16 protein-coding genes and 1 pseudogene are annotated in these 20,014 nt (G+C 62.6%); 10 read left to right on the top strand and 7 right to left on the bottom strand.

Annotated features, from left to right (window positions below):
- Positions 1-198 precede the first annotated feature (198 nt).
- The 4 genes from E6B08_RS25495 (at position 199) to E6B08_RS25510 (ending at position 3,986) form a co-directional block, all read left to right on the top strand.
- Positions 199-1,008, top strand: coding sequence for an AraC family transcriptional regulator (locus E6B08_RS25495; protein WP_136917489.1), 810 nt, complete (start codon positions 199-201; stop codon positions 1,006-1,008).
- A gap of 65 nt (positions 1,009-1,073) precedes the next feature.
- Complete coding sequence (locus E6B08_RS25500; RefSeq protein WP_136916506.1) at positions 1,074-2,480, top strand: NAD(P)/FAD-dependent oxidoreductase; 1,407 nt, start codon at positions 1,074-1,076, stop codon at positions 2,478-2,480.
- A 32-nt stretch (positions 2,481-2,512) separates the two neighbouring features.
- Positions 2,513-2,854, top strand: a complete 342-nt coding sequence (locus E6B08_RS25505) for a cupin domain-containing protein (protein ID WP_136916507.1) — start codon at positions 2,513-2,515, stop codon at positions 2,852-2,854.
- A gap of 52 nt (positions 2,855-2,906) precedes the next feature.
- Positions 2,907-3,986 carry a polyamine ABC transporter substrate-binding protein gene (locus tag E6B08_RS25510; RefSeq protein ID WP_136916508.1) on the top strand — a complete coding sequence of 360 codons (1,080 nt, stop codon included), beginning with the start codon at positions 2,907-2,909 and terminating at the stop codon, positions 3,984-3,986.
- A 34-nt stretch (positions 3,987-4,020) separates the two neighbouring features.
- Here the strand turns inward: E6B08_RS25510 and E6B08_RS25515 are convergent, their stop codons facing one another.
- Together E6B08_RS25515 and E6B08_RS25520 are read right to left on the bottom strand one after the other, a co-directional pair.
- Positions 4,021-5,604, bottom strand: a complete 1,584-nt coding sequence (locus tag E6B08_RS25515; RefSeq protein ID WP_136916509.1) for a peptide chain release factor 3 — start codon at positions 5,602-5,604, stop codon at positions 4,021-4,023.
- Positions 5,605-5,704: 100 nt separating this feature from the next.
- A complete protein-coding gene (locus tag E6B08_RS25520; protein ID WP_238349263.1) occupies positions 5,705-6,031 on the bottom strand; it encodes a helix-turn-helix domain-containing protein in 327 nt (108 codons plus the stop codon).
- A gap of 533 nt (positions 6,032-6,564) precedes the next feature.
- Here E6B08_RS25520 and E6B08_RS25525 point away from each other — a divergent pair.
- Genes E6B08_RS25525 through E6B08_RS25540 form a run of 4 tightly spaced genes read left to right on the top strand, consistent with a single transcriptional unit; the run spans position 6,565 to position 10,006 of the window.
- Positions 6,565-7,278 carry an ABC transporter permease gene (locus E6B08_RS25525; RefSeq protein ID WP_136916511.1) on the top strand — a complete coding sequence of 238 codons (714 nt, stop codon included), beginning with the start codon at positions 6,565-6,567 and terminating at the stop codon, positions 7,276-7,278.
- A gap of 12 nt (positions 7,279-7,290) precedes the next feature.
- Positions 7,291-8,202, top strand: a complete 912-nt coding sequence (locus tag E6B08_RS25530) for a glycine betaine ABC transporter substrate-binding protein (RefSeq protein ID WP_136916512.1) — start codon at positions 7,291-7,293, stop codon at positions 8,200-8,202.
- Positions 8,199-8,852: an ABC transporter permease gene (locus E6B08_RS25535; protein ID WP_136916513.1), complete on the top strand. Its 654-nt coding sequence runs from the start codon at positions 8,199-8,201 to the stop codon at positions 8,850-8,852. Before E6B08_RS25530 ends, E6B08_RS25535 begins: the two co-directional genes overlap by 4 nt.
- Complete coding sequence (locus E6B08_RS25540; RefSeq protein WP_136916514.1) at positions 8,849-10,006, top strand: betaine/proline/choline family ABC transporter ATP-binding protein; 1,158 nt, start codon at positions 8,849-8,851, stop codon at positions 10,004-10,006. The genes E6B08_RS25535 and E6B08_RS25540 overlap by 4 nt, the downstream gene beginning before the upstream one ends.
- Before the next feature lie 232 nt (positions 10,007-10,238).
- On the opposite strand, the pseudogene E6B08_RS25545 reads toward E6B08_RS25540, so the two are convergent.
- The 3 genes and pseudogenes from E6B08_RS25545 to E6B08_RS25555 form a co-directional block, all read right to left on the bottom strand.
- A pseudogene (locus E6B08_RS25545) lies at positions 10,239-12,668 on the bottom strand (TonB-dependent siderophore receptor).
- Between the two features lie 108 nt (positions 12,669-12,776).
- Entirely contained in the window at positions 12,777-13,739 is a 963-nt protein-coding gene (locus E6B08_RS25550; protein WP_136916515.1) for a FecR family protein, read from the bottom strand.
- 17 nt (positions 13,740-13,756) lie between these two features.
- A complete protein-coding gene (locus tag E6B08_RS25555) occupies positions 13,757-14,245 on the bottom strand; it encodes a sigma-70 family RNA polymerase sigma factor (protein ID WP_136916516.1) in 489 nt (162 codons plus the stop codon).
- A 504-nt stretch (positions 14,246-14,749) separates the two neighbouring features.
- On the opposite strand from E6B08_RS25555, the gene E6B08_RS25560 reads away from it, so the two are divergent.
- Positions 14,750-15,913 (top strand): type III PLP-dependent enzyme, encoded by a 1,164-nt coding sequence (locus E6B08_RS25560; RefSeq protein ID WP_136916517.1) that lies wholly within the window; start codon positions 14,750-14,752, stop codon positions 15,911-15,913.
- 133 nt (positions 15,914-16,046) lie between these two features.
- Here E6B08_RS25560 and E6B08_RS25565 read toward each other — a convergent pair whose 3' ends face one another.
- Together E6B08_RS25565 and E6B08_RS25570 are read right to left on the bottom strand one after the other, a co-directional pair.
- Positions 16,047-16,796 carry a tetratricopeptide repeat protein gene (locus E6B08_RS25565; RefSeq protein WP_136916518.1) on the bottom strand — a complete coding sequence of 250 codons (750 nt, stop codon included), beginning with the start codon at positions 16,794-16,796 and terminating at the stop codon, positions 16,047-16,049.
- Positions 16,797-16,798: 2 nt separating this feature from the next.
- Entirely contained in the window at positions 16,799-17,479 is a 681-nt protein-coding gene (locus E6B08_RS25570) for a Fe2+-dependent dioxygenase (protein WP_136916519.1), read from the bottom strand.
- A 221-nt stretch (positions 17,480-17,700) separates the two neighbouring features.
- Here E6B08_RS25570 and E6B08_RS25575 point away from each other — a divergent pair, with 221 nt between their 5' ends.
- Positions 17,701-19,971 carry a TonB-dependent receptor gene (locus E6B08_RS25575; RefSeq protein ID WP_136916520.1) on the top strand — a complete coding sequence of 757 codons (2,271 nt, stop codon included), beginning with the start codon at positions 17,701-17,703 and terminating at the stop codon, positions 19,969-19,971.
- Positions 19,972-20,014: the final 43 nt, after the last annotated feature.

Raw genomic sequence — 20,014 nt, forward strand, 5'->3', positions numbered from 1 at the left:
TCATCCATAGCAGTATCGAGCGCATAACCTTTCTCCTTGTGTGAGGTTACTTGATCCGTTGCAGCGCCCATGCCATCCGTGTCAAAAAATTACATGCATATAAAACAACGAGTTAGCGTAAACGCCGCTTGTTGAAACCGTGCAAAATGCCGGATTCACGCCCTTGCGCCGGGGTGTTCTGCAATGCACTATCGAGCCATGACCGCGCCACTACTACCCGACGGCCCCGACCAGACTCCGCTGACGGCGGACACCGTGCTGCGCTACCACCTGTGCTGGAAGCAGCGCGACCTCGACGGCGTGATCGCGCTCTATCACCCCGAAGTGCAGTACCACGACTTCTTCCAGAATCGCGTGCTCGGCTACCACGAGCTGCGCGACTACGTACGCGCCTGCCTGCCCCACGAGGCCGGCGAAGACATCGTCCACAGCGACCGCATCCGCGTGGACGGCTGCACCGCATTCATCCAATACCAGGTAACTGTCCAGGGGGGCGAAGGCCTTGTGGCGTTCCAATCCAGCGAGGCGATCACCGTCAGGGACGGCCTGATCTGGCGCGTCAATGAATATGCCACGCTGGTTCGCAACAACGGCGCCGGCAGCGCCAACAGCGGCCCACGCCCTGCCACCAGCCGCCTGGGCCTGTCACCCCGGCAGCTATCGACCATGGCCCAGGACCTGGAACACTACTTCCAGCGCCAGCGCCCCTATCTCGATCCGGAGCTGGACCTGCAACAGGTCGCCGATGCCAGCGGCTACAGCCGCAACCAGATTTCCTACCTGCTCAACCAGGTGCTCGGCCAGAGCTTCTACCGCTACGTCAACCAGGCCCGCCTGCAGCACTTGCTGGCCAGCCTCGACGATGACAGCGTCGAGGCACCGATCGACGACCTCGCGTTCAATGCCGGCTTCAATTCCCTGTCGGCGTTCTACAAGTGCTTCCGCGAACACACGGGGCTCACCCCCAAGGCCTATCTGCGGCAAATTTCCCTGCGTGCACGCACGTAAGACAGCCCCTGCCCGCCCCCACTAGGATCGCCCACAGACCCTGACGGATGTGGAGCCACCCCTCGATGCAAGCCCTGCGCACACTCAGCCTGTGGATGGACCAACTCGACGAGCCGCTGAGCCCGCGCCCGGCCCTGGAGGCGGATCTGGAAGTCGACGTGTGCATCATCGGCGCTGGCTACACCGGACTGTGGACGGCCTATTACCTCAAGCGCCAGGCACCGCACCTGAACATCGCTGTGATCGATGCCCAGATTGCCGGCTTCGGCGCCTCGGGGCGCAACGGCGGTTGGCTGATGGGCAATCTGCTGGGTGAAGACCGCCTGCTCGCAGCGCTGTCGCCCCAACAACGTCGCGCCAGCATCGACCTGTTGCACGGTATTCCCGATGAAGTGCAGGCAGTGCTGCAGCGCGAGTCCATTGCCTGCGACTACCGCAAAGGCGGCGTGCTGTACTGTGCTGCCCGCTATCCGGAACAAGAACGCAGCCTGCGCGCCTACCTCGACGACCTCTATCGCCAGGGCATGACCGAAGACGACTACCGCTGGCTACGCCCCGAGCAGCTGGATGCCCAGTTGCGCGTGAGTAACGCCTACGGCGCCATCTACAGCCCGCACACCGCGACCATCCAGCCGGCGAAGTTGGTCCGCGGCCTTGCTCGGGCAGTTGAGGCGCTAGGCGTGACGATCTACGAGAACACGCCCGCCCTTGACTGGCAGCCTGGCGAAGTGCGCTCGCCGCTAGCGCGCATCCGCTGCCAGTGGACAGTGCCTGCCGTCGAGGGCTACGCCGCCAGCCTGCCGCCGCTGGGCAAGCATCAACTGCCCGTACAGAGCCTGCTGGTAGCCACCGAACCATTGCCCGAATCGACCTGGGAGCAGATCGGGCTTACCCAGGGCCAGGCCTTCAGCGAAAGCAGCCGCCAGGTCACCTATGGCCAGCGAACCGTCGACAACCGCCTGGTGTTCGGCGCCCGCGGCGGCTACCGCTTCGGCGGTCGCCTGCGGGAAAACTTCAACCTCGACGAACAGGAAATCGAGCTGCGCCGCTATCTGTTCGGCGAACTGTTCCCGCAGCTCAAGCACGTGCGCATCACCCATTCCTGGGGTGGCAACCTGGGCATGGCGAGGCGCTTCCGCCCGCACATGCTCTGCGATCGCCAGCGTGGCATTGCCCTGGCTGGTGGCTACGGCGGCGAAGGGGTCGGCGCCACCAACCTGGCCGGGCGCACGCTGGCAGCACTGATCCAGAACCAGCACAACCAATTGACCGGGCAGCCTTGGGTACTCGACAACCGTCCCGTGTCGAGCCTGGCCAGTTGGCCACCGGAACCCTGCCGCTGGCTGGGCTACAACGCAATCATCCAGAGTTTCGTGCACGAGGATCAGACCCTCGCCAACCCGGCCAGTGCCCCCTGGCGACGGCGCCTGGCCAGCTCCCTGGCGAACTTCATGGAAAGCTTCATGCACTGATTCGCCACTTCCCCACAGAGGACCTACCGGCAATGAGCATCACCCAGTTCAAACACACAGGCAGCGCCGTGCTCGAGAGTTCCAGCCCGGTCGCGGTGCCGCTCGGCGAACCCGTGGCGGTGACCTCGGTCACCTGCGTGGAGCGCAGCGATGGCGTCGAAACCGGCATCTGGGAATGCACCCCCGGGCGCTGGCGGCGACAGATCGTGCAACAGGAGTTCTGCCATTTCATCAAGGGCCGCTGCACCTTCACCCCCGACGGTGGCGAGACCCTGGTCATAGAAGCCGGAGACGCCCTGATGCTACCGGCCAACAGCACCGGCACCTGGGACATCCAGGAAACGGTGCGCAAGACCTACGTTCTCATTTTCTGATCCGCTGATCGCCTGCCTTCGATAACAACAGACAAAGCAAGGTAAACCCGACATGCGTACGTTCATCCTCGCTCCCCTGATGCTGGCCGCCAGCGTGGCCAGCGCCGCCGAAACGGTGAAGATCTACAACTGGTCCAGCTACGTCGCGCCCGACACCCTGAAGAACTTCCAGCAAGCCACCGGCATCGTGCCGACCTACGACGTGTACGACAGCAACGAGACCCTCGATGGCAAACTGATGACCGGCAACTCCGGCTATGACGTGGTGTTTCCCTCCAACCACTTCATGGCCCGCCAGATCCAGGGCAAGGCACTCAAACGCCTGGACCGCTCGCAGTTGCCCAACTGGCACAACCTCAATCCGGTATTGCTCAAGGCGCTGGAAGTCAACGATCCGGGCAACCAGTACGGCTTCCCCTACCTGTGGGGCAGCACCGGCATCGGCTACAACATCGACAAGGTCAAGGCAGTGCTCGGCGACAATGCGCCGGTCGACTCGTGGGATCTGATCTTCAAACCCGAGTACATGAGCAAGCTGAAAAGCTGCGGCGTCGCCGTGCTGGATAATGGGCCGGAGCTGTTGCCCATCGCCCTGCATTACCTCGGCCTGCCGCATCACAGCCAGGACCCTGCGGACTATGAAAAGGCCAAGGCGTTGTTGATGCAGGTGCGGCCGTACATCAGCTACTTCCACTCGTCGAAGTACACCGGCGACCTGGCCAATGGCGATGTGTGCGTGGTGGTGGGGTTCTCGGGGGATGTGCTGCAAGCCAGGAACCGCGCCGAGGAGGCGAAGAACGGGGTGAAGGTGGGTTACTCGATTCCGAAGGAAGGCGCGCCGATGTGGTTCGACATGGTCGCCATGCCCGCCGATGCGCCGGACGAGAAAGCAGCCTATGCCTACATGAACTACCTGCTGCAACCTGAGGTGATGGCCAACATCAGCAACCATGTGCAGTACGCCAACGGCAACCTCAAGGCCGACGGGCTGGTGGACCCGGCCATGAAGGGCAACAGCATGATCTACCCGAGCGAGGATGTGATGGGCAAGTTGTATGCCCTGGAGGCGATGCCGGCGAAGATCGACCGGATCAGGACGCGGATCTGGACCAGCATCAAGGCCGGCAATTGAGGCTGGGGCCGCTTTGCGGCCCCTGTTTCAATGATCAGTGATGCTCGCGGGTAGCGCGGAACTTGATGTCCGGCCAGCGCTCTTCCATCAGCGACAGGTTGACGCGGGTCGGCGCCAGGTAGGTCAGGTGACCGCCACCGTCGATGGCCAGGTTCTCCATGGCCTTGTTCTGGAATTCCTCGAGCTTCTTCTTATCGTCGCAGCCGATCCAGCGGGCCGACCAGACGGTGATCGGCTCGTAGGCGCATTCGACCTTGTACTCTTCCTTCAGGCGGCTGGCGACGACGTCGAACTGCAGTACACCGACCGCACCGAGAATGATGTCGTTGCTGCGCTCAGGGAAGAACACCTGGGTCGCGCCCTCTTCTGCCAACTGCTGCAGGCCCTGGCGCAGTTGCTTGGACTTGAGCGGGTCTTTCAGGCGCACGCGGCGGAACAACTCCGGGGCGAAGTGCGGGATACCGGTGAAGCCCAGCGCCTCGCCTTCGGTGAAGGTGTCGCCGATCTGGATGGTGCCGTGGTTGTGCAGGCCGATGATGTCGCCGGCATAGGCTTCTTCGAGCTGCTCACGCTCGGACGAGAAGAAGGTCAGGGCATCGCCGATGCGCAGGTCCTTGTTCAGGCGTACGTGGCGCATTTTCATGCCCTTCTCGTACTTGCCCGAGCAGATGCGCATGAAAGCGATACGGTCGCGGTGTTTCGGGTCCATGTTCGCCTGGATCTTGAACACGAAACCTGTGAACTTCTCCTCGGTCGGCTCGACGGTCCGCTCGTGTGCCACACGGCCCAACGGGCGCGGCGCCCAGTCGACGACCGCATCGAGCACGTGATCGACACCGAAGTTGCCCAGCGCGGTCCCGAAGAATACCGGGGTCAGTTGGCCGTTGATGAATTCGTCCTGGTCGAACTCATGGCAGGCGCCCTGCACCAGTTCGAGTTGCTCGACGAAAGAGTCGTACTGGTCGCCCAGATGCGCGCGGGCCTCGTCGGAATCCAGCTTCTGGATGATCTTCGCTTCGGTACGCTCGTGGCCGTGGCCCGGGGTGTAGACGATGATGTAGTCGCCGGTCAGGTGGTACACACCCTTGAAATCGCGGTAGCAACCGATCGGCCAGGTGATCGGCGCAGCCTTGATCTTGAGCACCGCTTCGATTTCGTCGAGCAGTTCGATCGGGTCACGGATGTCACGGTCGAGTTTGTTGATGAAGCTGACGATCGGCGTGTCCCGCAGGCGGCAGACGTCCATCAGGGCGATGGTCCGCGGCTCGACGCCCTTACCGCCGTCGAGCACCATCAGCGCCGAGTCCACCGCGGTCAGGGTGCGGTAGGTATCTTCGGAGAAGTCTTCGTGGCCGGGGGTGTCGAGCAGGTTGATCATGTGCTCGCGGTAGGGGAACTGCATCACCGAGGTGGTGATGGAGATGCCGCGTTGCTTCTCCATTTCCATCCAGTCGGAGGTGGCGTGGCGGTCGGACTTGCGCGACTTCACGGTACCGGCGACGGCAATGGCCTTGCCCATCAGCAGAAGCTTCTCGGTGATGGTGGTCTTACCGGCGTCGGGGTGGGAAATGATTGCGAAAGTGCGGCGCTTCGCGACTTCGGCGGCCTGGTTGGTCATGGGAAATCGCCTGACTGGGGGATTTAAAAGGGGCGATATCATACCTGATGTTGGGCTGGGTACCAAAACCCGATCCCTGGACGCGGGTCCAGGGTAACGGCTAGACGCGTTTCACCTGCGCCTCAGAAAACCCGTCAAGCGTGACAGGGGGACGGCCAGGGATATGTGCAACAAGCTCCAATCTCCCACCCAGAGCCTCCACGTAGCTGCGGAGGGTGGAAATCAACATGTCGTTGCGCTGCTCCACCTTGGAAACATTGCTCTGCCGGATATCGAGGCGTTCCGCCAGCCCTTCCTGGGTGATTTCCAACTGCCTGCGCAATGCTTGCAAGGTCATCTCCTCACAGATCAATTCAACCCCGCGGGCCTCGATTTTCGCCCTGCGGTCAGGCGAAAGCTCGTTCATGACATCATCAAGCGTTTTCATAATTCAACCTCTGAACAGGTGTCGTTCAAAACGTGCATCGGCACGCTCGATCAGGCTCCGGTAAAATCTACGCTCACTGGTGCCTGCCTTGTCCCCGGCTACCAACAGTAGCGCACAGCGAGAAGGGTCACTGCAACATGCCCCCGAAGGAATATTCCCTCAAGGAGATTTCGAGGAAATTTCAGAGGGTGATTGTGCTCAGGGGACAAATGGCTCGATAGCAGGTAATTAAACGCCTTCAGGCAAGAAAAGCGCTGTTTTCTCGTGCGAAAAATCGCCCTTACCAGTGATTAACGCTGGCCAAATGCCGCATCAGATGGGAACCTTTACGCCCACGGAGACGTCCACTCCCCTGCAAGCCGCTTCGCTTGGGGACTGGTTTCATCAGCATTTTCGGGCCCGACGGGGTTCGGCTCATGGCCTGATCGCTGCCCTCGGCAAGCATCACGCTGCTACTCGCGAACACACCACCTGCCGGCCTCGAGGGCCGGCTACACAGAAGTGTGCTCGCCGACAACACAAGGAGTCCGCCTGTGGCTAAACGCTACGGAAAGGGGCTGTTGGGATGGGCCGCCGTGCTCGTCATCCTGGCCCTGCTGGTCCACTGGATCGGCATCGACACGATCGCGCGTTACCGCGACGATCTTGGGTTCTACCTGCAAGCGCACCTGGTTCTGGTGCTGGCTTCGATGGCGGCGGCGTTGGCCGTGGGCATCCCCGCCGGCATTGCCCTGAGTCGACCGCACCGGGTCGACAAAGCCGAACGCTTCATGCAGTTCTTCAACGTTGGCAACACCATTCCCCCCCTGGCCGTTCTGGCCATTGCCCTGAGTATTCTGGGCATCGGCGCAGGCCCCGCGATCTTCGCGCTGTTCCTCGCCTCCCTCCTGCCCATCGTGCGCAACACCTACGAGGGCCTGAAAAACGTCCCCGCCTCGCTCAAGGAAGCCGCCACCGGCATCGGCATGACGCCGCGCCAGCAACTGTGGCAAGTGGAGTTGCCCAACGCCGTGCCGATCATCGTCGGCGGCGTGCGCGTGGCCTTGGCGTTGAACGTGGGCACTGCACCGCTGGCCTTCCTGATCGGCGCCAACAGCCTTGGCAGCCTGATCTTCCCCGGCATCGCCCTGAACAACCAGCCGCAACTGCTGCTGGGCGCCGCCTGCACGGCGTTGCTGGCGCTGGTGCTGGACGCCGCGGTGAGTTTCTCCAGCAAGCGCTGGCTGGAACGTGGCCTGGCCCAATAAAAGAGGGAACGTATGAAGAAGAGAATCGCCTTGCTGCTGGGCGCGGCCCTGCTGTTCGCAGGCTTTGCCCAGGCGGCGGACAAACCGCTGATCCGCATCGGCGCGCGGGTGTTCACCGAACAGACCGTACTTGCCGAAATCACTGCCCAGTACCTGCGTGCCAATGGCTTTGACGTGCGCGTCACCACTGGCCTTGGCAGCAACATTGCGCGCCAGGCACAGGAAACCGGCCAGCTCGACCTGATGTGGGAATACACCGGGGTTTCGCTGGTGTCGTACAACCATATCGAAGAACGCATGCCCAGTGCCGAGGCCACCTACGCCAAGGTCAAGGAACTGGACGCGAAAAAGGACCTGATCTGGCTGACGCCGTCGAAGTTCAGCAACACCTACGCCCTGGGCCTGCCCAAGCAGGTGGCCGATGCGTATCCACAGATCCAGACCATCAGCGACCTCAACCAGGTACTGCGCGACGAGCATGATCGCAACCACCTGGTGGCACTGGATACCGAGTTCGCCAACCGCCCCGACGGCCTGGTCGGCCTGAAGGCAATGTACGACCTGCAAGTGGGCCGCGCCAACATCCGCCAGATGGATGCCGGCCTGGTGTACACCGCCATGCACAACAACCAGGTGTTCGCCGGCCTGGTCTACACCACCGACGGCCGTCTCAGCGCCTTCAACCTCAAGCTGCTCGAGGACGACAAGCACTACTTCCCCGACTACACCGCCGCCCCGGTGATCCGCAAGGCCGTGCTCGACGCCAGCCCGCAGCTGGCCAACCTGCTCAAGCCGCTGGCCGAGCAGCTCGACGACGAGACCATGCGCCAGCTCAACGCCAAGGTCGATGTCGAGCACCAGAACCCGACCGCCGTCGCCGCTGCGTTCCTGCGTGAACACCCCCTCCGCGAGGTACAGCCATGAACCTGCTCGACACCTTCGCCCACCTCGACTGGGCCCAGGTCCTGCAACTGACCTGGCAACACATCATGCTGGTCGGCGTCGCCGTGAGCCTGGCGATCGTCATCGGCGTGCCGCTGGGCATCCTGATGACCCGCTTCCCCGCCCTCGCCGGCCCCCTGCAGGCCAGCGCCACGGTGCTGCTGACCATCCCGTCGATCGCCCTGTTCGGCCTGCTGCTGCCGTTCTACTCCAAGTTCGGCCAGGGCCTGGGGCCGTTGCCGGCGATCACCGCAGTGTTCCTTTATTCATTGCTACCGATCCTGCGTAACACCTACCTGGCCCTGACCAACGTCGAGCCTGGCATCCGCGAAGCGGCACGCGGCATCGGCATGACCTTCGGCCAACGCCTGCGCATGGTCGAGTTGCCCATCGCGGTGCCGGTGATCCTCGCTGGCGTGCGCACCGCCGTGGTCATGAACATCGGCGTCATGACCATCGCCGCGACCATCGGCGCCGGTGGCCTTGGCGTACTCATCCTGACGTCCATCAGCCGCAGCGACATGTCGATGCTGCTGGTCGGCGCCGTGCTGGTCAGCCTGCTGGCCATCGTCGCCGACCTGCTCCTGCAAACCCTGCAACGTGCCCTGACTCCAGAAGGACTGCGCTCATGATCGAACTCAAGAACCTCAGCAAGACCTTCAACGTCAACGGCAAGGACGTCAAGGCCGTCGACTCGGTAAGCCTCACTGTCAACGAAGGCGAGATCTGCGTGTTCCTCGGCCCTTCGGGTTGCGGCAAGAGCACCACGTTGAAGATGATCAACCGCCTCATCACACCGACCTCCGGGCAGGTGTTCATCAACGGCGAAGACACCAGCGCGCTGGACGAAGTGACCCTGCGTCGGCACATCGGCTACGTGATCCAGCAGATCGGCCTGTTCCCCAACATGACCATCGAGGAGAACATCACCGTGGTCCCGCGCCTGCTCGGCTGGGACAAGCAGAAGTGCCACGACCGCGCCCGCGAGCTGATGCACATGATCAAGCTCGAGCCCAAGCAGTACCTGCAGCGCTATCCGCGCGAGCTGTCCGGTGGCCAGCAGCAGCGTATCGGCGTGATCCGCGCGCTGGCCGCCGATGCGCCGGTGCTGCTGATGGACGAGCCGTTCGGCGCGGTTGACCCGATCAACCGGGAGATGATCCAGAACGAGTTCTTCGAGATGCAGCGGGCGCTGAACAAGACCGTGATCATGGTCAGCCACGACATCGACGAGGCCATCAAGCTGGGCGACAAGATCGCCATCTTCCGCGCCGGCAAGCTGCTGCAGCTCGATCACCCGGACACCCTGCTGGCGCACCCGGTGGATGATTTCGTCAGCAACTTCGTCGGCCAGGACAGCACCCTCAAGCGCCTGCTGCTGGTGCGCGCCGAGGACGCGGCGGACAACGCCCCGTCGGTCAGCCCGGAAACCCCCGTGGCCGATGCCCTGGAGCTGCTCGACGAACACGACCGCCGCTACGTGGTGGTGACCGATGCGCAGAACAAAGCGCTGGGCTATGTGCGCCGCCGCGACATGCACCGCCAGCAAGGCACCTGCGGCGACTTCCTGCGCCAGTTCAACGCCACCGCTTCGCACGATGAACACCTGCGCATCCTGCTGTCGCGGATGTACGAGTTCAATCGCGCGTGGTTGCCGGTGCTCGATGCCGAGCAGGTATTCCTGGGCGAGGTGACCCAGGAATCGATCGCGGCGTACCTGAGCTCGGGGCGCTCGCGTGGGGCGAAGACCAGTATCGTGTCGCCGGCCGAGGTGGCGGCCTCTTGAAATAGCGCCTCCCCCTTCGCGGGCAAGCCCGCCCCACCGGTCCTATGCCTGCCTGTGGGCTGGCGCTGTACCGGTGGGAGCGGGCTTGTCCCGCGAATGGGGCGACGCGGTGAATGGCACCGGCTTCGCCGGTGTTCGCGGGACAAGCCCGCTCCCACAGAGTCCAGTTAAATCAATGAGTTATGTTTAGTTCTCTGGGAGCGGGCTTGCCCGCGAAGGGGACGACGCGTTATCAGAACCCCACACTGGCCTGCACATAGAAGGTCCGTGGCTCACCCACATAGATCCCGGCATTGTTGTCGCTCGAGCGGGTGAAGTACTGCTTGTCGAACAGGTTCTTCACCCCCGCCGCCAGCTTGAGGTTGGACATCTGCGGCCCGAAGTCATACCCCCCACGGGCATGCCAGGTCACGTAGCCCGGGATGTCGCCATACTGCCCATCGGCACTTGGCTCGGTGATGTAGTCGCCATTGAAACTGCCATCGCTGTTGATTCCGGTCCCCGGCGCGCGCTGCTTGGATTGGGCATAGGCATCGAGGTTCCAGGTCCAGCGGTTGATCGCGTAGCGCAGCCCGGCAGTGGCCACCTGGCGTGAATAGAACGGCAGGTCGCGGCCCTTGAAGCCCGGAATCTCTCCTTCGTAGGTCGCACGGGTGTAGGTATAGCCACCATTGACCGACAGGCCTTCCAGACGCGGGTCCAGGCCGGCCAAATCGTAGCGCACCGAAGCCTCGATCCCCTGGTGCTTGGTCGCACCCAGGTTGGTCCAACCGACATCGTTGCTGATGTACTGCAACTCGTCATCGAAATCGATGTAGAACGCCGTCAGCTCGCCAGCGAAACCACCCTTGTCATAGCGCGTACCGATTTCATAGGTCTTGGCCTTTTCCGGTTCCAGGCCGTTGGCCGTGCTGTTGCCGCTGCCGCCCTGGCCAAGCTGGAAGTACTGCAGGCTGCCGAAGGACGTCTCGTAGTTGGCGAACACCTTCCAGGCATCGGAGATGTGGTACATGACGCTCAATGCCGGCAGCGGCTCGTTGCTGGTGATGCTGCGTTTCTTCTCCGCCACCGGCTAGCCGTTGGCGCCGAGCACCGGGCGGTCGCGCCAATCGGTGTTGATGTGCTCGAAGCGGATACCCGGAGTGATCGTCCAGTTGCCGACGTCGATCTTGTCGTCGATGTAGTAGGCGCTGGCTTCAGTGCCACCGCTGCGATCCTGGAACACGTGGCCGTCGGAGGTCGGCGTGGAGGTGGGTACGTTGTCGATCAGAGCCAGGCGCGTCGACTGTTCGCGCATCGCTTCCTTGAGGTAGCGATAGCCGACACTGACTTCCTGGGTGGTTGGGCCAGCGAAGAAGATCCGCGACAGCCGCGGTTCGATGGCGAAGGTATGGTAGTTGCGCGGGTACGACGACAGGGTCTTCATGTCCCGCGAGGCAATGGCACTGCCACGGAAGCTGTCGGTGTAGTAGGTCAGCACCTCGAACTGGGTGGCATCGTCGAGCTGGCGTTGCCACTTGAACGACACGTCCTTGCGCCGCCCGGCGAAATAGTCGTAGTCGCGCAGCGACTGGAACGGTTTGCTGTCGTACTGGGCCTGGGTCAGGCCGCCGGGCATGTCGGCGCGGCCATCGTAGTAATGGAAGTTGAGCCAGAACTCGTCGACGTCGGTGGGCGCCCAGTGGGTCTTGAGGATGACGTCGTCGATGTCGTTGCCGTTGTTGCTTTCCCGGTAGCCGTGGCCATTGACCCCGGTGTAGAGCAAGGCCACACCCATGCCGTTGTCGGCGGTGCCCCCGACGAACGCCGACTCGGTGTGCTTCCAGCCGCCATGCTGCGAGGTCTCCAGGGTGGTGGACAACTGCGCCGAAGGCTTCTCGGGAATCGCCCGGGTGACGAAGTTGATCACCCCGCCGACGTTCTGCGGGCCATAGCGCACGGAGCCGGCGCCACGTACCACATCGATGCTGTCGAGGTTACCCGAGGAGATGGGCGCCATCGACAACTGCGGCTGGCCATAAGGCGCAAAGGCGGCGGGGATGCCATCGATGAGCACCGTCGAGCGGGGCGACAGTCGCGAGGTCAGGCCACGCACGCCAACGTTCAGCGACAGGTCGCTGCCGCCCGTGCCGTTGGAATCCTGCACCTGCACGCCAGGGATGCCACGCAGCACGTCGCGCACGTTCATCGCGCCCTTCTCCACCATGGCCTCGCGGCGCACCACGGTGCGTGCGCCGGGATGGTTCTGCACCACCGCCTGGTCGGCATCGCCCAGCCAATCGCCCACCACGTTCACATCGATCGGGGCCAGTTCCAGGCTGCCGGTGTTCAGCGAGCCGGCCGACTCGGCAGGCTTGACCACCACGGTGTCCTGGGACTTTTCATAGGTCAGCCCGCTGCCTTCGAGCAGTTGTTGCAGCGCTTGCTCGGCCAGCAACGTGCCGGACACCGCCGGCGCTTGCTTACCGGCGACCAATTCGGGGCTGAAGAACAGTTGCAGATCGGTCTGCTGGCCCAGCGCGGTCAGCGCCGAGGCCAAGGGTTGTGCCTGAATCTGCAGGGCGCGGGGGGCCTCTTCGGCCTGGCTGGTGGCGGCAACGCTCGCGACGGCGAGGGCCAGCGCAAGGGCACGCATGCGGGGGAATGGCTTATTGTTGTTCACGTCGTCGAAACATCCTGGAAATACGGAATGGACCCAACCGCATGCAAATGAAAATGCTTGGCAGTTGCAGCTGGCGGGGAAGACGAACGAGTGAAAAAAAACCTGAATCTATTTCGCGTTTATTTCCTGGGAGCCGTCCTCATGGGCCTTGATGGCCACCGGTAGGATGCTCGGCAAGGCGCGCAACAGAGCATCCGTGTCGTCGGTGCTGAAGGTGCTGGACAGGCGCAAGCGGGCCACCTTGCCGGGTGCCACGCGCAAGGGCTGGGCACGATAGCGCGAGGTCTCGGCGACCACTTCGGCCAGCGTTGCGTCGTCGAACACCAGCTTGCCCTGGCGCCAGGCGGTAACGGCGGCAGTATTGACTGCATAAGGCGCCGCCACCACACCCTGGGCATCGATGTGCGAACCCTGGCCAGCGCTTAATTGCGCCAGCGAGGCGTCCTTGCCCTGGACCCGCACCGACCCCTGCTCCACCGCCACGCGGGTGATGGCCGGATCGAGCCGGACATCGAAGCGGGTGCCGGTCACGGTGACGCTGCCCTGGGCGGTGTCGACCACGAACGGCCGGTTGCCGTCGTGGGCGACGACGAACATTGCCTCACCGGCGTCCAGGTGGATGCGCCGGCGCGCGGCGCTGAAATCGACGCGCATTCGCGTAGCGCCATTGAGATCCAGCCGAGAGCCATCAGGCAGTTCGACCTGGCGCCGCTCGCCGAAGGCGGTCTGCAGAAAATCCTGGTGATTGAGCTTCTGGTACTCCCAACCGCCCCAGCCAAGCCCCAGAGCCAGCAGCCCGACACTGGCCGCCAGCGCCTGGCGCAGGAACCGCCGGCGTGGCAACTGCTGCACCGGGTCCGCCTGGCACAGTGCCTCGAGCCGCTGGCGCCCAAGCAGATCGGCGGCTTGCCAGAGCCGCAGCAGTTGCTGGTACTCCTGCGCGTGCAGCGGGTCGGTCGCCAACCACGCCTGCAAACCGGCCTGCAGCGCGGCATCGTTCGGCGCGTCATGCACGCGGGCGAACCATTGCGCCGCCTGCTCGCGGACCGTCTCGGTACCGTGCTGTTTCATGGAAAGGGTCTCCTGCCTCATCTCGCCGACACATCCAGGTGCTCACGCAGATGCCGGAGCGTGCGGATCATATACTTTTCGACCATGTTCTTGGACAAACCCATGCGCTCGGCGATCTCGGCCTGGGTCAGGCCCTCGAGCTTCTGCCAGACGAATACCCGGCGGCAGTTCAGCGGCAGCTCGGCCAGCGCTCGCTCGACACTGTCGGCGAGTTCCAGGGCATGTACATAGGCTTCTGGGTCGTCGCTGGCAGCGCTCCTCTCATCCAAGGCTTCGCGCTCCAGGGCCTGGCGCCGGTCCTCGCGGCGAAAACCATCCACAGCGATATTACGCGCCGTCTGGTGCAGGTAGGCCCGTGGCTGGTCGACCTGTTCGCGCGAGGTTTCCAGCACCCGGACGAAGGCATCGTGGGTGAGGTCCTCGGCCTGCTGACGACTGCGCAGTTTGCGCGTCCAGGTGCCGATCAGCTCATGGTAATGGTCGAGGAAGCCTTTGTGTCCAGCCACGGGAAGTGTCGTCAGGGAGGCAGGTGAGGGTGCGAATAGTAATGTTTCTCATCAAAGGCAGCAAATCCGTCCATCAGTAACAAAAAATTTATCGTCTTTTTTGCGGACTTGGGCGTCGCAGGTCCGTGGCCATAAATATGAACACTTGAGGCCTTTTCGCGGATAAGCCCCTGCCTCCCGTAGCGCGTGAGGCCCTTGAGACGGGCATGTCCGCAGAGGCTGCGAACCGCTCCATTCCACAATTTTTTACGCTTGAAAGCCGCGATGGAACGTCAGGTAGTCACATCGGTCGGTTATTCAAATGGCTGGTCGTCGATCCGCGACGATCGTGCCCGGATTGCCTGTTGATTCTGCATTCTTCACGCCCTAAAGTGCGCGCCGAACGTCCATGCTGGAAACGATCCATCCGGCTCAAGTACTGAGTAGGCGAACCAAAGTGGGGATACGGAGGACGTTCAGTTTGCAGCCACTTAAACATTCAGTTTGCCCATGGAGTCCCTGAGCATGTCGATCCAGGTCGAAGACTATTTCGCGCGTGATACCTTCCAGAAAATGAAGGCGTTCGCCGACAAACAGGAAACCCCGTTCGTACTCATCGACACCCAGATGATCAGCCAGGCCTACGACGACCTGCGCGCGGGTTTCGAGTTCGCCAAGGTCTACTACGCAGTCAAGGCCAACCCGGCCGTCGAGATCATCGACCTGCTCAAGGAAAAAGGCTCGAACTTCGACATCGCCTCGATCTACGAACTGGACAAGGTGATGAACCAGGGTGTCAGCGCCGATCGCATCAGCTACGGCAACACCATCAAGAAGTCCAAGGACATCCGCTACTTCTACGAGAAGGGCGTTCGCCTCTACGCCACCGACTCCGAAGCCGACCTGCGCAACATCGCCAAGGCCGCCCCGGGCTCCAAGGTGTACGTGCGCATCCTGACCGAAGGCTCGACCACTGCCGACTGGCCGCTGTCGCGCAAGTTCGGCTGCCAGACCGACATGGCCATGGACCTGCTGATCCTCGCCCGTGACCTGGGCCTGGTTCCGTACGGCATTTCCTTCCACGTCGGTTCCCAGCAGCGCGACATCAGCGTCTGGGATGCGGCGATCGCCAAGGTCAAGGTGATCTTCGAGCGCCTGAAGGAAGAAGACGGTATCGAGCTGAAACTGATCAACATGGGTGGCGGCTTCCCGGCCAACTACATCACCCGCACCAACAGCCTCGAGACCTATGCCGAGGAAATCATCCGCTTCCTGAAGGAAGACTTCGGTGACGACCTGCCGGAAATCATCCTCGAGCCTGGCCGTTCGCTGATCGCCAACGCCGGTATCCTGGTCAGCGAAGTGGTGCTGGTAGCCCGTAAATCGCGCACCGCCGTCGAGCGTTGGGTCTACACCGACGTAGGCAAGTTCTCGGGCCTGATCGAAACCATGGACGAGTCCATCAAGTTCCCGATCTGGACCGAGAAGAAAGGCGAGATGGAAGAAGTGGTCATCGCCGGCCCGACCTGCGACAGCGCCGACATCATGTATGAGCACTACAAGTATGGCCTGCCGCTGAACCTGGCCATCGGCGACCGCCTGTACTGGTTGTCGACCGGCGCCTACACCACCAGCTACAGCGCGGTGGAGTTCAACGGCTTCCCGCCGCTGAAGGCGTTCTACCTGTAATGCACGACGGGGCCGAAAGGCCCCGTCTTCTTTTGTGGGTCTGTCCCGGCCCTATCGCCGGCAACCCGGCTCCTACCGGTACAACGCCCTTGTAGGAGCCGGCTTGCCGGCGATAGGGCCGGGACAGTGACCTTCAAGCTCCGCGCCGTTCCAGCTCCTCGGCATAGCGGCCAGCGAAGGCCATCAGCACAGGCCCTGCCTTCTGCAAGGTGACCAAGGCAGCGCGCAGGAAATTGCCATTGCCCTCGACCCTGGCCTTCTCCAGCCAAGGCGTGGCCTCGGCCAGTTGGCCGCGCTCGACCAGCACCATGGCCAAGCTGAACATCCCGCGAAAATCACCCGCCTCGGCCGAACGCCGATACCAGCGCACTGCCCGTGCCGGGCTGGGCGCGGTGGCAATGCCCTGTTCCAGGTAACGCCCGTACAGGTTCATCGACTTGGCATGGCCCAACTGCGCACCTTTCTCATAGCAGGCCAATGCCTGCGCCTGGTTGGCCGGCACGCCCCGTCCGGTGGCCAACAGGTTGCCAAGGTTGTAGAGCCCCCAATCGAGGCCGGCATCGGCCGCACGGGCGTAATGAATGGCCGCCTGGGACAGGCTCACCTCGCCACCCCAGCCATGCTCCAGGCAACGCCCGAGCATGTTGTGCGCCATGGCGTTGCCACCCTGCGCGGCAATGCCGAACCAACGCCGTGCGACGCTGCAGTCCTGCTCGATGCCGCGCCCGTCGAGCAGGATCTGCCCGAGCAACAGCTGCGCCTCGACCACGCCCTGCCCGGCCGCCGCCAGGATCGCCTGGGCGGCCTTGCCTGGACGGCCTTCGAGCATGGCCTTCAGCTCGGCGATATCCACCACTTCCTCACGACGCAACGGGTAGGACACGGTTAGACCTCGGCCCAGCGGCGCAACAGATTGTGATAGGTGCCGGTCAGTTGCAGCAGCGAGGGATGGTCCGGCACGTCGACCGTCAGTTGCTGGATGGCCGTGTCCATCTCAAACAGCAGCGCGCGCTGGCTGTCTTCGCGGATCAGGCTCTGGGTCCAGAAGAACGCCGCATAGCGGGCGCCACGGGTTACCGGATTGACCTTGTGCAGGCTGGTGCCGGGGTACAGCACCAGGTCGCCAGCGGCCAACTTGACCTGTTGCACGCCGTAGGTGTCCTGGATCACCAGCTCGCCGCCGTCGTAGCTGTCCGGGTCGCTGAGGAACAACGTCGAGGACAGGTCGGTACGCACCCGCTCCATGCTGCCCTTGGGTTGGCGCAGGGCGTTGTCGATGTGAAAGTCGAAGCTGCCACCCTCGCGGTAGCAATTGACCAACGGCGGGAACACCTTGTGCGGCAAGGCGGCCGACATGAAGCGCGGGTTGCGCCACAGCCGCTCGATCAGGGCAGTGCCGATTTCCTTGGCCAGGGCATGGCCCTCGGGCAACTGCAGGTTGTACTTGGCCTTGGCCGATTGATACCCGGCCGTGACCTTGCCATCTGCCCAGTCGGCCTGCTCCAGCGCCTCGCGGATACGGGCGAGCTCACCTTCGTCGAACAAGCCGGGGATGTGAAGCAGCATGGCGGCGGCACCGTAAAGAACTGTAAAGGGGCCAATGATATTGATTCCCTTTTACGTCGCACAACCCCTTTTGCGACCTTTGACGTTTCAGCAGGTGTAAACCGGAAAGGCAAATTGTAAAGATTGTAAATTCTTCACGAATGGTAACGACTCTCAATTGTGAGTCACAATTGCTTACATTAACATCCGCCGCCTTCACACCTTGGGGAAGGTCTACAACAATGCGCCACGTACCACCTGCAGTGAGTTCACCACGCCTGATCGCCTCGGCAATCGGCGTCGCCCTCAGCGCTTCGACCGCCTACGCCGCCGACCCGGCTGCCAGCAGTGCCGTGACCCTCGACGCTACCAGCGTCAATGGCAAGGCTGAACAAGCCAACACCGATTACAAGGTCGACAAAGTCTCTTCGCAGAAGTACACCGCGCCTCTGGTGGACACCCCGCGTTCGGTCACCGTGATCCCACAGCAAGTGATCAAGGACACCAGTGCCCTGACGCTGCAGGATGCGCTGCGCACCGTACCGGGCATCACCATGGGTGCTGGCGAAGGCGGCAACCCATCCGGCGACCGCCCGTTCATTCGCGGTTTCGACAGCCAGAGTTCGATGTACCTGGACGGCGTGCGCGATACCGGTTCGCAGACCCGTGAGATCTTTGCCATCGAATCGGTGGAAGTGGCGAAGGGCCCGAACTCCTCGATCGGTGGCCGCGGCGCTGCCGGCGGCACCATCAACATGGTGAGCAAACGCGCGCACCTGGGTAACTCGCTCGATGGCGCCTGGACCTGGGGCAGCGACCAGACCCAGCGTTACACCCTGGATGGTAACTATCAGTTCAGCGACTCCGTCGCCGGCCGCCTCAACCTGATGACCCACAAAAGCAACGTCGCGGGCCGCGACGAGGTCAACTACGACCGCTGGGGCGTGGCACCTTCGCTGGTCTTCGGCCTGGGTACCGACACCCGCTTGAGCCTTGACTACTACCACATGGAAAGCGACGACCTGCCGGATTCGGGTATTCCCTACAGCTTGCGCTCTGGCAGCTCGGCCGCCCGCACTTCGGCCAATCCGGACAAACCGACCCACGGTGGTGGCAGCAGCAGCAACTATTACGGCCTGGTCGGTCGCGATTTTTCCAAGAGCCGTGCCGATATCTCGACCATCAGCATCGAGCACGACCTGAGTGACTCGTTGACCATCAAGAACACCTTGCGCCACGGCAACACGCTGCAGGACTACATCTACAGCCAGCCCGACGACAGCAAGGGCAACATCCTCAACGGTGAAGTCTGGCGCCGCCCGAACAACCGCGTGGCCAATACCCGCACTACCACCAACCAGACCGACCTGTTCGGCGATTTCTACATCGGCGGCATGAAGAACACCTTCTCCACCGGGATAGAGTTCAGCCGTGAAACCTCGGTGAAGACCGGTTACAACGTCACCGGCTTCAGCTCCGGCAGTTGCTCGAATGCAACTGGACAGATTTCCGGCGTCTGTACCTCGTTCCCGAACCCCAACCCGCATGACGAGTGGGACGGCACGATCAGCCGCACCCAGGCCGGTGCCGACACGGCAGGCAACACGCGCGCGATCTACTTCACCGACACGCTGGAGCTCGACCCGGCCTGGTTGCTGACCATGGGCCTGCGCTACGACCACTTCGACACCAAGGCCAAGACCAAACTGGCCGACGGTTCGACCAGCTTCAAGACAGAAGACACCAGCGAGTTCGTCACCGGCCAGTTGGGCCTGACCTGGAAGCCTGCTGAAAACGGCAGTATCTATGTGTCCTACGCCACCTCCGCCACCCCGCCTGGTGCCTCGCTCGGCGAAGGTTCCGACGGCAACGCGCTGGTCACCGCCACCACCACCAGCGAGCTGAAACCGGAAGAGACCACCAACTACGAAATCGGTACCAAGTGGGACCTGTTCAATGAACGCCTGGCACTGACCGCGGCAATTTTCCGCACCGAGAAGGAAAATGCCCGCGTCCTGGTGGATAACAATACCTACCAGAACGTCGGCAAGACCCGGGTGGACGGCCTGGAACTCAGCGCCAGCGGCAAGCTGACCGAAAACTGGCAAGTGTTCGCCGGCTACACCTACATGGACGCCAAGTTGACCGACGGCGGAGCGCAGAGAGTCGGCACGGTATTCATCGATGGCTATAACGATGGCAACCAGTTGCCCAACACGCCGAACAACAGCCTGACCCTGTGGACCACCTACAACGTCACACCGAAACTGACCGTCGGTGGCGGTGCCTTCTACGTCGACGATGTGTTCGGTAACACCACCAACAGCGTGATGGTCGATTCGTACTGGCGCTACGACGCCATGGCCAGCTACAAGCTGACCAAGAACGTCGACCTGCAGCTGAACGTGCAGAACCTCACCAACGAGGTTTACTACGACAAGGCCTACAGTGCGCACTACGCCAACCAGGCAGCCGGGCGGACCACGCTGTTGACCACCAGCTTCCATTTCTAAAGCAACACCCCCGAGCCCCGTTCATTCCAGTGAGCGGGGCTTT

This window comes from Pseudomonas putida (genome assembly GCF_005080685.1).
Taxonomy (GTDB): Bacteria; Pseudomonadota; Gammaproteobacteria; order Pseudomonadales; family Pseudomonadaceae; genus Aquipseudomonas; species Aquipseudomonas putida_V.

Bases quoted from the DNA above. Each gene is read 5' to 3' on its own strand.
- E6B08_RS25495 (WP_136917489.1), top strand. From the start codon at position 199: ATGACCGCGCCACTACTACCCGACGGCCCCGACCAGACTCCGCTGACG.
- E6B08_RS25500 (WP_136916506.1), top strand. From the start codon at position 1,074: ATGCAAGCCCTGCGCACACTCAGCCTGTGGATGGACCAACTCGACGAG.
- E6B08_RS25505 (WP_136916507.1), top strand. From the start codon at position 2,513: ATGAGCATCACCCAGTTCAAACACACAGGCAGCGCCGTGCTCGAGAGT.
- E6B08_RS25510 (WP_136916508.1), top strand. From the start codon at position 2,907: ATGCGTACGTTCATCCTCGCTCCCCTGATGCTGGCCGCCAGCGTGGCC.
- E6B08_RS25515 (WP_136916509.1), bottom strand. From the start codon at position 5,604: ATGACCAACCAGGCCGCCGAAGTCGCGAAGCGCCGCACTTTCGCAATC.
- E6B08_RS25520 (WP_238349263.1), bottom strand. From the start codon at position 6,031: ATGAAAACGCTTGATGATGTCATGAACGAGCTTTCGCCTGACCGCAGG.
- E6B08_RS25530 (WP_136916512.1), top strand. From the start codon at position 7,291: ATGAAGAAGAGAATCGCCTTGCTGCTGGGCGCGGCCCTGCTGTTCGCA.
- E6B08_RS25535 (WP_136916513.1), top strand. From the start codon at position 8,199: ATGAACCTGCTCGACACCTTCGCCCACCTCGACTGGGCCCAGGTCCTG.
- E6B08_RS25540 (WP_136916514.1), top strand. From the start codon at position 8,849: ATGATCGAACTCAAGAACCTCAGCAAGACCTTCAACGTCAACGGCAAG.
- E6B08_RS25550 (WP_136916515.1), bottom strand. From the start codon at position 13,739: ATGAAACAGCACGGTACCGAGACGGTCCGCGAGCAGGCGGCGCAATGG.
- E6B08_RS25560 (WP_136916517.1), top strand. From the start codon at position 14,750: ATGTCGATCCAGGTCGAAGACTATTTCGCGCGTGATACCTTCCAGAAA.
- E6B08_RS25570 (WP_136916519.1), bottom strand. From the start codon at position 17,479: ATGCTGCTTCACATCCCCGGCTTGTTCGACGAAGGTGAGCTCGCCCGT.
- E6B08_RS25575 (WP_136916520.1), top strand. From the start codon at position 17,701: ATGCGCCACGTACCACCTGCAGTGAGTTCACCACGCCTGATCGCCTCG.